Genomic DNA, 13742 nt, shown 5'->3' on the forward strand with positions numbered 1-13742 from the left:
ATACTTTTAGATAGCATAGCAAATCTTTCTAATGCCCACTAAACTAAAAAGACTATCTACTAAATTCTTAAAGTGGCGATATAAAAATATCTCCAACAAGACCTTTACCCAGCTTATGAGTGTGTTGGTTGGTCTTTTGGCAGGTCTGGTATCCGTAACCTTAAAGAACATTGTGTACTTTATTGAAGTTTCTTTGGAAAAGGGAATTCTTATTTCCAATAACGGTCTTTACTTCATTTTACCTATCATAGGCCTAACTCTGGTGTATCTCTATGTTAAATATATTCACAAAGAGCAGCTACAACATGCAGTCTCTTCTATTCTTTTTTCACTCTCTAAGAAGAAAGGAGTAATAAAACCAAAGCACATTTACACCCAACTTATTACCGCCCCATTAACCATTGGTTTTGGTGGTTCTACAGGATTGTTAGGTCCTGCTGTGGCTTCTGGAGCAGCCATAAGCTCCAACCTGGGGCGTTTCTTTCATATTAATGCCAAAACAAGGTCACTGCTAATTGCCTGTGCTTCTGCCGGAGCCATCTCATCTATATTTCAATCACCTATTGCAGCTATTATTTTTGCAGTTGAAGTTTTTAGTTTGGATTTTACCATGCTTTCCATGCTTCCACTCCTACTGGCTTCTATATCTGGTGTACTTACTTCCTATTTCTTTTTAGGTAATGAGGTCCTTTTCAATTTTACTCTAACACAGAATTTTGAAGTAAAGGACACTTTCTTTTATATCATACTGGGAATAGGTACCGCCTTTGCGTCAATCTATTTCACCCGTATGTACTTTGGAATACAAAAGCTATTTTCCCGACTTAAAACACCAAAATATAAACTACTGGTAGGTGGTGTTGCCATAGGTGTTATGCTCTATTTCATTCCACCTTTATACGGGGAAGGCTTTAGTTTTATAAATGACCTGTTGCATGGCGATCACATTAAAGCATTGGGCAAAACCCCGTTCGACAAATTCACCCAGAATATTTGGGTAGTTATAGCATTACTAATCGGTATAACCATATTTAAAGCAGTAGCGATGACCACCACATTAGCAGCCGGTGGTGCCGGAGGAATCTTTATTCCCACCATGGTAATGGGTAGTGCACTAGGCAATGTAATGGCCAAGATTGTAAACCATTCTGGACTTGGGTTTTCCGTTTCAGAAAGTAATTTTACGTTAATTGGCATGGCAGGTCTTATCTCTGGCGTGCTTCATGCTCCCTTAACCGCCATTTTCCTAATTGCAGAAATAACAGGAGGTTATGAGTTGTTCGTACCCCTAATGATTACGGCATCCATATCTTATCTCATAACAAAGAATGCCATTGATTATACTATATATACAAGAGAGCTAGCCAAAAGCGGGGATTTACTAACCCACAATAAAGACCAATCTGTATTAACATTGATGAAATTAGATGATGTTATTGAAAAGGACTTTAAAACCGTAAACCCGGATATGACCTTAGGAGACATGCTACATAAGTCCGTTGCTAAGTCCGCTAGAAATATTTTTCCCGTAGTTGATAAGAATCAGTCTTTAGTAGGTATTGTTCTTTTAGATGATATTAGAGAATTTATGTTTGATACTTCGCTCTACGAAACCACAAAAGTGGAGACCTTTATGCACAACGCCCCAGAGCATATTTTTTATGGGAAGGACAGCATGCAAAAAGTGATGGAAAAGTTTCAAAATAGTGGTGCTTGGAACCTACCGGTCATCAAAGAAGGAAAATACATTGGTTTTGTATCAAAATCCAAACTCTTAACTGCCTACCGAAGAGAACTCATTAATTTTACCAGATAAGGTCTAAAAGGTTTTGTAATTTTACTGCTACTATGAAATACCTTGTTTCTATAATTACCTTAGGCTGTTTTGCTGCCATCATCTACGGCTTCAGTATTCAAGAAGAAAATCTGCCCTTGAGCCATAAATTTATAGGTTCTGGCACACTAGTATTATTTCTTGTGGCCATGCCTCTATTTCTTTTCATCCATAGTAAAGGAAAAAAAATGAAAGACTATATGTTGACCGAAGAAAACATTAAAAAAATGAGAAGCAAAGAATCTGAAAAGCCTGATAATCAATAACATTAATTGCAAATATTATTTCATTTTAACTTTGCCTAATTAAAAAATTTATAATTTAGTTGGAAACTTTTATCAACTAATTTCAATTAATCATGACTGGCACAGTAAAATTTTTCAATGAATCCAAGGGATTTGGGTTTATTACAAACGATGACACAGGAAAGGACATTTTTGTACATGCAACAGCGCTAAACGGTACAATTCTTAATGAAGGAGACAAAGTAGAATATGCAGAAGAAGAAGGCCGCAAAGGCATTGTAGCCGCACAGGTTCAGGTTGTAGGCTAATATATTAAGCTATCGACAGTATTGGCCCTGGCTTCGGTTAGGGTTTTTTTATACCCAAAATCTACTAGTTAAGATTTCTTCTTTCAATAAAAAATCGCTTTAATAAATCACTTGCCTCTGTTTCTAGCAGGCCTCCTACAATTTCCGTCTTTGGATGCAATTTTGTTCCCATAACTCCACAACCTCTTTGAGGGTCCTTTGCCGCATAGACAATTTTGGATATCTGACTCCAATAAAGGGCTCCCGCACACATTTGGCAAGGCTCTAGGGTAACATAAAGTGTACAGTTTTGTAAATATTTACCTCCTAGAAAATTAGCTGCTGCTGTAATAGCCTGCATTTCTGCATGGGCAGTAACATCATTCAATTGCTCTGTAAGATTATGGGCGCGAGCAATAACCCGGTCCTGAATAACAATAATGGCTCCAATAGGCACCTCACCCTTTTCATAAGCGGCTTCAGCTTCTTGAAGCGCTTTTTTCATATAATACGTATCATCAAAGGGCTGTAACATGAGTCTGAATTAAAAAATGATAATCAAAAGTATCATTTTTAGTACAACCTGCGATATACTGTTTTTTAAAACTTAAAAAAAGGCCCCGCCCAGTTCCCCCGAAAAGGACGAGACCATTAAAAAAATCGTTAAAAACTTACTTCTTTTCAAAGTAAAATGAGTCTGTGTACTCCAAATTTCCTTGATCGTCATACTCATTATCCTCTATGACCAGGCTTTGTGCATCAAACGTTACATCATTATACACATACGCATCAGCATCACCTACCTCATAAGTATCTACTTCAACGCCGTCCTTATCTTCTTCTGTATAACTATATTCTAATAACACCAGCTCTTTCTCGTTTGTGTAAGACCAATTACCTTCTTGGGTAGTTTTCCACCATTCCCCATTTTCGTATGTAGAATCTTTTGATCGTTCTCTATCATACCTTTCAATCAGGTAGGTGCCATCAGCGCTTAAGGTCAAGTCTAAATAATCAATAATGTAACAGTAGTCAGAATCGTCTTCACAAAGTTCTTCACCAACAATTTCTGTAACCTTATCACTTTCATTTGGTTCACCATAAACCAGTTTGTTCATTTCCCATTCTCCAATCAAATCTTCCGGACCGCCCCAACTGTTAACAGTAACACAAATTTCCTGCGGGTCGCTTATATTCCCTGCACCATCATATACACAGACTATATAGCAGAATTCTTGAGGTTCTATTTCACTCGTGAAAGAGATCTGTGCTATAAGGTCAGTATCTTTGGCCGATAACCCCATTTTTCTTTGACCACGCTCTACCAAACTCTTTATCCGTTTGGCACTTTTGCCGCCTGTATTTAAAAAATCTATATCTAAATAACTATCGGATAGACCACCGTCTGCAGCCTTAAACTGAAGGTACAAACCTTCAACCTCTGCATCGCTTACAATAGGTATCTCAAAACCTTCTCCAACGAAAGCATTTTTATCTGCCCCTGTTAAGTCCATAGAAATGGCTTTATTGGGTGCCGGTGGTACTCCTTCTACCTTTGTGGCTCCTTTTACTACAACATTATCGGTTATTTTATTTGATGCTTCGGCGGATGGTGTCTCCTCTTCTTCTTTTTCCTCTTCTTTTTCTTCCTCTTTAGGGGTTTCTTCAGGTTTTTCTATACTCTCTTCCTGTTTCTCTGTTACTGGTGAATCATCACTGCCACATGATGACACTATGAAAAGACAAAGCATCAATACTATTGCCGAAACTTTAGGAACTTGTTTACTCATAATTCTATGGTTTATGTTATTGTTTTTCGAAGATTTTATACCATCCTGCATCATCATTATTTACATTCCCGTCACCATTCAAATCTTCTCCAAGTTTCTCATTACCTGTACCTATTTTAAAATCTGTGCTACTCAAAGTTGCAGGACCATAGGGATATACCAAACCCTGACCTGATGGGTATACCTGCTCGTAAGTCTCATTGGGGTAGGCAAAATATTGTTCATACTCTACCAAAATAATTTCTCTTCTTTCCGAATCAAATGTCCATTTTCCTTTTATTTCAAATTGGAGTCCATTGTCCTCGTAGATGGCAACACAATTTTCTTCTGACTCTTCTACATCCAATCTGCTACTAGTTCTTTTATAAGTATGTGTGTATGTCGCATCGGCTCTAAAATCAAAAGTTTCATAATCGTATGTAGAGCATTCTGCGTATTCAAAAGAATTCGTATTCTCGCATGTAAAGGTATAGGTGTTACATGTTTCCTCTCCAACCGCTAGACTTTCAACACTACCACTTGGATAATAAGTCTCACTTTTACTATAATGCCACTCACCTATTAAATCTGAATTTGCGGCCCATCCAGCTACTGTAACACATATTTCTTGAGGCTTACTAATGTTTCCTTCTGCATCATACACACAAACCAAATAACACAGTTCGCCTTCTTTTATTTCTGTTCCAAAATCTACATCTAACCAGCTAAATTCTGATTTAGAAGTTTTTGTATCTCTCCTTACGCTTCTTTTGTTGGCGGTTGCTTTACCGGCTGCACGATTTTCTGCAAGGTTGACATCAAAATAACTTTCAGAAGCTAAAGCATCTGCGGTAGCCTTGAACTGAAGATAAGCTCCAGTAATTTCTTTATCCGATAAAAGTTGAACAACAAAACCTTCATCTAACAGAGCTATATCTAAATCTGTAGAGGCCTCCAAACTAATAGCTTCGTTTGGTACCGGAAGCTCACCTTCAATTTTAGTTCCTCCATTAACAATAACTTCATCCGTTATTCTATTAGATTCTTCTGCAGATGGCTCCTCTTCTTCTTTTTCCTCCTCCTTTTCTTCCTCTTTAGGTGTTTCTTCAGGTTTCTCTATACTCTCTTCTTGTTTCTCCTCTACGGTTGAATCATCACTGCTACATGATGCTAAAAACAGCAACGCAATTGTAAACAAAAAAACGGACTTGGATAAAGTTTTCATAAGGGTTGGTTTGGTTATTGGTTTATCGCTTCTAAACCCTGTCTTAAACCAGATATGGCATATCATCTGGCTAGCAATAAGTCTAGTATATAAGCTATCTGTGTACAACTGAAATTGCCACATACAAATACTTAAGATCTATGAATAGTGCTATAAGGCTAGCACCTAATTGTGAAGGTGATTTTTTTCATTTTAGTTGGTTTGGTCTGGTTATTTATTTTTTAAACCTAAATTCTCTAAACTTGGCTTTAGAAAATTTAAGCCATCTAATTACATAATTAAAATGCTTTTTAGACACTCAAAATTAGTCTTTTAAACAGTTGCACAAAATACCCACTATTGGGTATTTCTATTGATTTTGACCCCATAATCTATCAGAATAAGTGATTTTGATTGCAATAATTAACGATTTCAATAGAAGATTTGAATTTGAGTTTTGATAAAATATTCTTTCTGTGCGTAGCTGTTGTGTGCGTGCTAATATTCAATTTATCGGAGATTTCTTTTGTGGTATGTCCTTTGGCAAGTAGCCGCACAATATCAAATTCGCGATTGCTTAAACAGTCAATTAATAAACTTTCGGAATAGTTTTTATAAAACAGAGTTTCATATTCATTCTGATGGTTTAGCTTTTTACATACGCCAACCATAGGTTGTTTCTTTACATTGCCCATTACCGTGTTCTGGGAAAAGCCCAAAATTGGCTTGCCTTTACTGTCAAAATACAATGGAGTTTGGTGTACTTGAATGTTTACGTACTTTCCTTTCTTATTTTTCAATCTATAGTTCCATGAATATACACAGTGAATACGCTCTGCAGTGGGTACGTTACCCATTGTAAACGTCATTAAATCATCTAAAATCAACAACCAATTAGGCACATCTTCTGGATGTATGTTAGAAAAATGAAACGACATTCCTTTTTCTAGTGCATCCTTTTTTTTGTATCCCAACAACTTCTCATAATTCTCGCATATATACTCGTACCTCTGATCTACGGTATTTTGAACTAGAATATAGGATTGCATTTTAGGCAAATACCGATCTAGTTCTTCTAGTTTTTTGATGTGTTTTTCAACCGCAGTATGGTCAATTGTAGCATCTGTGCTAAATGTTCTTGCGTATGATTCTAAGTTTAACCCCATTTTGTTTCATTAAATTGACAAAACATAGGCTTGCAGGAGATTTGTTAAATTAGCAATTATGCAACATCAACAAAAAATTGTGTAAAATTAGGGGAGGGGGGATACATTCCAAACTTAGTGGAGCTCAAAGCAAAAAAAAATACCCTGTACAGGGTATTTAAAAGGTTTGAAGATTATTTAATTGTTAACAAATACCATTTTTCTTACAAAAGAAAATTAAATCTGCTACAGTACTAACACCAACCTTTCTAAAAATTTTTTTTCTGTGAGTTGCTACAGTGTGTGTACTTATAAATAATACCTCGGCTATTCTTGCACTGGTATATCCTTTTTCAATTAAGTGAATTATTTCCTTTTCCCTACGCGTAAAAAAATCATCATAAACAGCATAAATCAGTTTCTTAAATTCATCTAAGTCAAGACCATATGCATCAAAATACCATTCTACTCGGTTACTACTATCTATAAACGAAACATCTGTAAGAAGTGAAAAATTACTCACCATTCTTCCTTTACTATCTAATTCATACGATGATGATTGCCGTAATATTTTAATATAAGTCCCATCTTTCTTTTTAAAACGAAAAGACAAAAACAAATGGGCATGGCCTTTTCTTAAATCGGTCTTTACTACATATTTTACGGCTTCTTGGGTAAGCTTGTTTACAAGCTCTCTCTCGTCTGGGTGAATGTAGTGAACCAAGTCTTCTGTATTGAATTCGCTTAAACTATAACCCGTTAACTGTTCTAAACCTCGCTCATAAACGATACCGTCTTTTGCCCAATGTGCTATATATAAGCATTGTTTGGGGTTCAACGGAAAGTTATCTAATGAAGCATACGGAATAGTTTCATATTCATACTTAGAGACATCTCTTTTCACCTCATTACGAAACGCCCTCATATGATTACGGTGCTCATCCATTCTCAACTGAGTTTATGAAAGCTATAAGAAGTGCATTAAACTTAATTGAGGCGTCTAACTGTGGTATATGAGCACTGTTTTCTATTGTTTGTACCGAACCCCTCCAAAGAAAAGGTATTGACAATCCCTTCAAATAGTCTGCATTTACTAACTTATCTTCACTTCCAACAACCAGCGCAACAGGTTTGGTTGTTTTTCTTAGAATATCAGTTTCATCTGCTAGTTCCCCTCGGGCTAATGAGGCTCCAAGTGCTTGCCTAAATTCCGGCTTGGTTGCTTTTATTAGTGTTCGAAAATCAATTGGCCCTTCTATTTTATCTGCACCTAACATTTCTAACAAAGAATCTACATTATTGTGGCTAAGTTCGTTTTGAAAAAGTAAACCCATACGTGGGTCTGGCTTAAAAGTTTCCGCTGTATTAACAGGTTTTTTTATGGGTGGTGCACCAATAATAAAAAGACCTAAACAATTGTTCAGATTTGGCAACAATTCTATAGCCAAATGTCCTCCTAAAGAATGGCCTACAATTATAACTTTCTCGTAAACTTCAATATTTTCCTTTAATATTTTAAGCAGATCAGAAAAAGCGTATGAATGATGTTCAGGTGACTTGCCATGACCCGGAAGGTCTAGTGCAACTAACGGAATTTTCTCAAACAATGCTGAAGACAACTGGTTGCTCCAAACTAAAGAGCTTAAAGAATTACCATGAAGAAAAATGACAGTAATTGGCTCTGAAGAAGACTTTTTATCATCGTACAGAGTATTACTCACCTTGTAAAGGGGAAACATAAAGTGGTATGCAATGGTTAGCTCACAACAAGATAAGCTTTTTTTATCGACTTTTTTTTCAAGCATTAAAAAGAATTGTCTTGACAACACTAAACACCTATTTTTGCAACTTACACATCTAATTTGGAATCACTTTTAAGCCATATCACTTATCCTGAAGATTTACGTAAGCTGGCCTTAAATCAGCTGCCTCAACTTGCCCAGGAGTTACGGGAATTTATAATTGATATTGTTGCTGCCAAGGAGGGTCATTTAGGAGCTAGCCTTGGCGTAGTAGAACTTACAATTGCATTGCACTACGTGTTCAATACTCCAGATGATAAACTTATTTGGGACGTTGGACATCAAGCATACGGACATAAAATATTAACCGGACGAAAAGAAATTTTTGACACCAATCGCCAATTAGGGGGTATTAGCGGATTTCCAAAACGAAACGAAAGCAGCTACGATGCCTTCGGTACAGGACACAGTTCTACTTCCATTTCCGCTATTTTAGGAATGGCAATGGCTGCACAATTAAACGGTAAAAACAACCGACAACACATTGCTGTAATTGGAGATGCTTCCATTGCAAGTGGCATGGCTTTTGAGGCATTGAACCATCTTGGCTCTACAAATTCCAATGTCCTGGTTATTCTAAACGATAATGCTATTGGGATCGACCCAAGTGTGGGAGCATTAAAAAAATACCTGACCAATGTAAAAAAAGGAACGGCAAAAGATGAGAATATATTTGAGTGTCTCAACTTTCATTATACCGGTCCTTTAGATGGGCATGACCTAGAATCTTTGATCAGTGAACTAAATCATTTAAAGTTGGTAGCGGGACCAAAATTATTACATGTAATTACCACCAAAGGGAAAGGGCTAAAAAAAGCCGAAGAAAATCAGGTTACCTATCATGCACCAGGTAAATTTGACAAACTCACCGGTGAGTTACAAAAGAAACCTATTGTAGCTAATCAACCTCAAAAATATCAAGATGTTTTTGGACATTCATTGGTAGAGCTGGCGCTTAAAAATAAAAATATTGTTGGTATTACCCCAGCAATGCCCACGGGAAGCTCATTGAAATATATGATGCAGCAAATACCAGACAGGGCTTTTGATGTTGGCATTGCAGAGCAGCATGCCGTAACGTTATCAGCAGGTATGGCTACGGAAGGTTTAATTCCATTCTGCACCATTTACTCCACTTTTCTACAACGCGCTTATGACCAAGTCATACACGATGTAGCCATTCAGAACCTTCCTGTTATTTTTTGTTTAGATCGAGCTGGAATGGTGGGGCAGGACGGAGCTACACATCATGGGGTTTATGATATTGCTTATTTAAGATGTATCCCAAATCTGTATATTTTTGCCCCCATGAACGAAAGCGAACTTCGTAACATCATGTACACGGCACAATTAGGTTTAAAGCACCCTATAGCCATCAGATACCCTAGAGGAAGAGGTGTTCAAGAAAACTGGCAGACTCCCTTTGAAAAAATTGAGATTGGAAAAGCCAGGGAATTAAAAACAGGAACGGAGCTTGCCATATTATCCATAGGCCATATTGGAAATACGGTTTCCAATCTGATTGAAGGCATTTTGAAAAATGAAAAAATAGCACATTTTGATATGCGATTTGTTAAACCGTTGGATAAGAATCTACTTATAAATATATTTAAGCAATATAAACACATCGTTACTATTGAAGATGGTAGTAAAATAGGTGGTTTTGGATCTGCAATCCTAGAACTGGCCAACGAACTAGGATATACTCAGAAAATACATATTCTAGGTATTAATGACATTTTCATTGAACATGGAACTGTAGAACAATTACACCGACAAGCCAAAATTGACCCCGTTAGTATAACAGAACATATAAACATGCTATTAAATGAATAATTCCCCAACTGTACCATACCTGTTTATTCTTTTTTTCAGCTTATGCCTTTCGTCTGTTTTTGGACAAAACCAAGACTCTCTACCTCCAGGAAGAGAAATGGAAATTGACACCATGGTAATGGTAATAGATACTACCGTGGTAGACACGGTGGTTATCCGAAAAACCCAGGAAAAAATAAAATTTATTCCGCGTAGCGTAGACTTGATGAATCCTGTTATTTCATTCAACAGGACCAATGCGCTAGATGAAAAACCTAACCGATTTAGGGTTCCGTCTTTTTGGACCAAAGTAAATAAGCTTGGCGCAAATTTTAGTGAAGTAGCTTTTGTAAACTGGAACGCGGGTGGTAACAACTCCATATCGGCCCTTGGGAATGCCCGTTTTGAACGAAATTATAAGTTTCGGTATATTCAATGGGACAACTATATGGAGATGCGATATGGCCTCAACATTCAAGATGAACAGAAACTAAGAAAAACGGATGATGCCATTCGTTTTAGTTCCACTTTCGGGCTTCAGCGGGACACGATTAGTAACTGGTATTATTCGGCAAAAGCAAACTTCAACACTCAGTTTTCCAATGGTTATAAATACCCTGACAGGTCATCTCCTATTTCTCGTTTTATGGCGCCTGGCTATTCGTTTTTGGGTGCAGGAACCTCTTATATCACCAAAGATCAAAAGTTTAATCTATACATCTCTCCAATAACACAGAAAGCCACTTTTGTTTTAGACGAAGAATTAGCTAACAAAGGAGCTTTTGGTGTTAAAAAAGCCGTTTTAGATGCTGATGGAAACGTCTTGGAACCAGGAGAAAAAATATTTCTGGAATTTGGCTTTCTGGTTACTAATCAATACGAAAAAGAGGTATTCAAAAACATGCTCCTGAAGCACCGTTTAAGTTTATACACAGATTACCTTCAGAAATTTGGGAACATAGATGTAGATTGGGAGCTTAACTTTGATTTAAAGGTGAACAAATATGTGGTAACCACAATCGGCACCCATATCATCTATGATGATGATATTCTCTTTGATGAACAAAAGGATGCCAGCGGCACAGTGGTAGATTCGGGAAGCCCACGTATACAGTTTAAACAACTATTAGGTGTTGGCGTATCGTATGCATTTTAAAGTTGTTTACCCATAATCTTATTGTGTATATGTACTGCAGCACTATCGGACAGACTCGCAACATAACAACATGTATTCAACAAAATATGGTACATGGACTCATCTGTTTTTCTATAAAATTCAGGGAGGGTTTTAAGCATTAAAGAGTCATAATTTGAAGCTCTGTTCTCTTTCTTACGAATAAGGGCATTTGTATACACATCTAGTATATCAGAAATAATCTTGTACCCTGCAATTTCCTTTTCTATAACCTCTTGAGATTTATAAATTTTTTGGACACTCAGCGAGATAATATCCTCAATCTGTGCCTTAAAAGCACTCCGATCAAGCAGACTAGTATCAAAAATACCATTCAGTATTTTATCCTCATTTTCAACAAAGACAGAAATTGCATCACTAATTAAAGTATTTATAGCAAGGGCTCTTAGGTAACTCAATCTGTCCTCTTTATACTTTAATGAATTATACTTTTTGGTATTAATTGTATTTTTAACCAACTTAATTAAATACTCTAGTGCATAATCCTCAGAAATAAGCCCAAGGTTTATACCATCTTCAAAATCTATTATAGTATAACAAATATCATCTGCCGCCTCAACTAAAAACGTTAAAGGGTGTCTGGCAAAAGAAATATCATCACCATCCCTAGTTTGCAATAGACCTAAATCCGTTGCCACTTCTTGGAAAGCTTCTTTCTCCGACTGAAAAAAACCAAATTTCTTATCCGAAATATGTTTTGTAGGCTTCTTTGGAAGAGACTCTTTAGGATACTTCATGAAAGCCCCAAGTGTAGCATAACTCAATCGCAGACCACCTGTAACGCCTTCTCTGGATTGAGATAGAAGTCTAAATCCATTGGCATTCCCCTCAAATTCAACAATATCTTGATACTCCTTTGGAGAAAGAACTGATTGGTATTTTTGTCCGTTTCCAGTAATGAAATACTCCCCTATTGCTTTTTCTCCACTATGTCCAAAAGGTGGATTTCCAATGTCATGCGCCAAGGCAGCTGCGGCTACAATCGCCCCAAAATCATTGAATCTATAGCCGTATGATTCACTTAAAAAAGGATGCTTCTCAAGAATTTTCTTTCCTGCTATGCGCCCAAGGCTTCTTCCTACCACGGAAACTTCCAAACTATGTGTCAACCGGGTATGTACAAAGTCTGTTTTGGAAAGAGGAATAACCTGAGTCTTGTCCTGTAAGCTTCTAAAAGCGCTGGAAAATATGATTCGATCATAATCTACCTCAAAACCCAATCTCGTTTCATCTTGTTCTTTTCTCAGTCTTTTATGCGTATCTCCTTGACGCTTAAGAGACAGTAAGTTTTCCCAGTTCATAACAACTTTTTAAGTTCCGCAAGTTACATTTTTTCCATTTCCCCATGCTTTTTGAACGCAAAGAACAACCCATTATTTAACCTTAAGGAAATCAACAGATAAACTTCAGATAACCATAACTTAACACTACACTGTTTTCTTTGCCAAGAAAATAAGAACCAATGAAAATCACACTTTTTTTTCTTGCTTTTGTATGTACAATAAACCTTTTCGCTCAAGAAGAAGGTACTATTAGAGGCACTATTTTTGACATAGAGATGAATAACGAACCTTTATTGTTCGCAGATGTTCAAATAAAGGATACCGAATTCAAAACTCAGACCAATTTTAGAGGAAATTTTGAAATTCAAAATATTGAACCAGGAAACTATATTCTTAAAGTCACTTTTTTGGGTTACGAGTCTTATGAGACTCCTGTAGAAGTTACAGCAGCTAATACTATAGAAATAACACAAGGTTTACAAGCCAAGACCCTAAGTTTATCTGATATGTCTTTTGCAGACGAAAATACCTTACAAAACCAAGAGACTGCATTTACCAGTTTAGACAAATAACAGTTTTACCAAAAACACTAAAATAAAAAAGGGAGTTTTCACTTAGTGAAAACTCCCTTTTTCTATACAATAAATGTGTTAGTCTTTGGAAACAACGGCAGATTTTTTCTCCTTATTAATAACATTGGCAATAACGTTATTATCAAACTCCACCTCCTTCACGGTTCCATCATTATAAAAATACCATTTTCCAGTTCTTACACCTTTATCGTAATTTCCTTTTGATACTTTCTCCCCCATTTCGTCAAAGCTAATCCACTGACCATGTAACTTCCCAGCTAAATCAAAAGTTCCCTTCTGACTAACTTCTCCATTATCATGGAAATACGTAGCTTCCAACAAATTAGTGTCTTTGTTTAACTTTACTTCTTTTTCTTTTTGTGCGTACCCTACTGTCATAGTTAATGCAAGGGCGAAAAGTATAAATGAATTTTTCATGTGTGTTGATTTTAATGTGATTTTGTACCTGTTTGTTATTTCAAAGATATAAAATTTACGTTAAATGAACTATTCCTTAACATTAAATTTACATTGAAAACGATGAAAATCATAAAATATTGTTTAAAAGACCCTCCTAATCCATAAAAAAGA

General features: G+C 36.5%; 14 protein-coding genes. 6 read left to right on the plus strand and 8 right to left on the minus strand.

The annotated features are described in order from the left end of the window. Positions 1-31: 31 nt before the first annotated feature. From IWC72_RS05110 to IWC72_RS05120, 3 genes are all read left to right on the plus strand, one after another. Positions 32-1816 (plus strand): chloride channel protein, encoded by a 1785-nt coding sequence (locus IWC72_RS05110; protein ID WP_194529047.1) that lies wholly within the window; start codon positions 32-34, stop codon positions 1814-1816. Between the two features lie 32 nt (positions 1817-1848). Next, positions 1849-2100: a hypothetical protein gene (locus IWC72_RS05115; RefSeq protein WP_194529048.1), complete on the plus strand. Its 252-nt coding sequence runs from the start codon at positions 1849-1851 to the stop codon at positions 2098-2100. Positions 2101-2192: 92 nt separating this feature from the next. Next, positions 2193-2387: a cold-shock protein gene (locus IWC72_RS05120; RefSeq protein ID WP_194525144.1), complete on the plus strand. Its 195-nt coding sequence runs from the start codon at positions 2193-2195 to the stop codon at positions 2385-2387. 64 nt (positions 2388-2451) lie between these two features. Here the strand turns inward: IWC72_RS05120 and IWC72_RS05125 are convergent, their stop codons facing one another. From IWC72_RS05125 to IWC72_RS05150, 6 genes are all read right to left on the minus strand, one after another. Continuing rightward, positions 2452-2901, minus strand: a complete 450-nt coding sequence (locus IWC72_RS05125; protein WP_194525145.1) for a nucleoside deaminase — start codon at positions 2899-2901, stop codon at positions 2452-2454. Between the two features lie 136 nt (positions 2902-3037). Beyond that, entirely contained in the window at positions 3038-4156 is a 1119-nt protein-coding gene (locus IWC72_RS05130) for a hypothetical protein (RefSeq protein WP_194525146.1), read from the minus strand. Positions 4157-4172: 16 nt separating this feature from the next. Further along, positions 4173-5360, minus strand: coding sequence for a hypothetical protein (locus IWC72_RS05135; protein ID WP_194529049.1), 1188 nt, complete (start codon positions 5358-5360; stop codon positions 4173-4175). A 374-nt stretch (positions 5361-5734) separates the two neighbouring features. Beyond that, positions 5735-6505, minus strand: a complete 771-nt coding sequence (locus IWC72_RS05140) for a LuxR C-terminal-related transcriptional regulator (protein ID WP_194525148.1) — start codon at positions 6503-6505, stop codon at positions 5735-5737. Between the two features lie 184 nt (positions 6506-6689). After that, the gene (locus IWC72_RS05145; protein WP_194529050.1) at positions 6690-7430 is read right to left on the minus strand and encodes a LuxR C-terminal-related transcriptional regulator; all 741 of its coding nucleotides are present in this window, start codon (positions 7428-7430) and stop codon (positions 6690-6692) included. Next, positions 7423-8289 carry an alpha/beta fold hydrolase gene (locus IWC72_RS05150; RefSeq protein WP_226979495.1) on the minus strand — a complete coding sequence of 289 codons (867 nt, stop codon included), beginning with the start codon at positions 8287-8289 and terminating at the stop codon, positions 7423-7425. Before IWC72_RS05150 ends, IWC72_RS05145 begins: the two co-directional genes overlap by 8 nt. Positions 8290-8346: 57 nt before the next feature. On the opposite strand from IWC72_RS05150, the gene IWC72_RS05155 reads away from it, so the two are divergent. Both IWC72_RS05155 and IWC72_RS05160 read left to right on the plus strand, forming a co-directional pair. Further along, positions 8347-10122, plus strand: coding sequence for a 1-deoxy-D-xylulose-5-phosphate synthase (locus IWC72_RS05155; RefSeq protein WP_194529052.1), 1776 nt, complete (start codon positions 8347-8349; stop codon positions 10120-10122). Beyond that, the gene (locus tag IWC72_RS05160; protein WP_194525152.1) at positions 10115-11257 is read left to right on the plus strand and encodes a DUF3078 domain-containing protein; all 1143 of its coding nucleotides are present in this window, start codon (positions 10115-10117) and stop codon (positions 11255-11257) included. The genes IWC72_RS05155 and IWC72_RS05160 overlap by 8 nt, the downstream gene beginning before the upstream one ends. Here IWC72_RS05160 and IWC72_RS05165 read toward each other — a convergent pair. After that, the gene (locus IWC72_RS05165; protein ID WP_194529053.1) at positions 11254-12597 is read right to left on the minus strand and encodes a deoxyguanosinetriphosphate triphosphohydrolase; all 1344 of its coding nucleotides are present in this window, start codon (positions 12595-12597) and stop codon (positions 11254-11256) included. The genes IWC72_RS05160 and IWC72_RS05165 overlap by 4 nt on opposite strands. 161 nt (positions 12598-12758) lie before the next feature. Here IWC72_RS05165 and IWC72_RS05170 point away from each other — a divergent pair, with 161 nt between their 5' ends. Then, entirely contained in the window at positions 12759-13151 is a 393-nt protein-coding gene (locus IWC72_RS05170; protein ID WP_194529054.1) for a carboxypeptidase-like regulatory domain-containing protein, read from the plus strand. Between the two features lie 78 nt (positions 13152-13229). On the opposite strand, the gene IWC72_RS05175 is transcribed toward IWC72_RS05170, so the two are convergent. Next, positions 13230-13589: a toxin-antitoxin system YwqK family antitoxin gene (locus IWC72_RS05175; RefSeq protein ID WP_194525155.1), complete on the minus strand. Its 360-nt coding sequence runs from the start codon at positions 13587-13589 to the stop codon at positions 13230-13232. Positions 13590-13742 lie beyond the last annotated feature (153 nt).

Origin of the sequence: Zobellia roscoffensis (genome assembly GCF_015330165.1) — a bacterium.
GTDB classification, from domain to species: Bacteria; Bacteroidota; Bacteroidia; order Flavobacteriales; family Flavobacteriaceae; genus Zobellia; species Zobellia roscoffensis.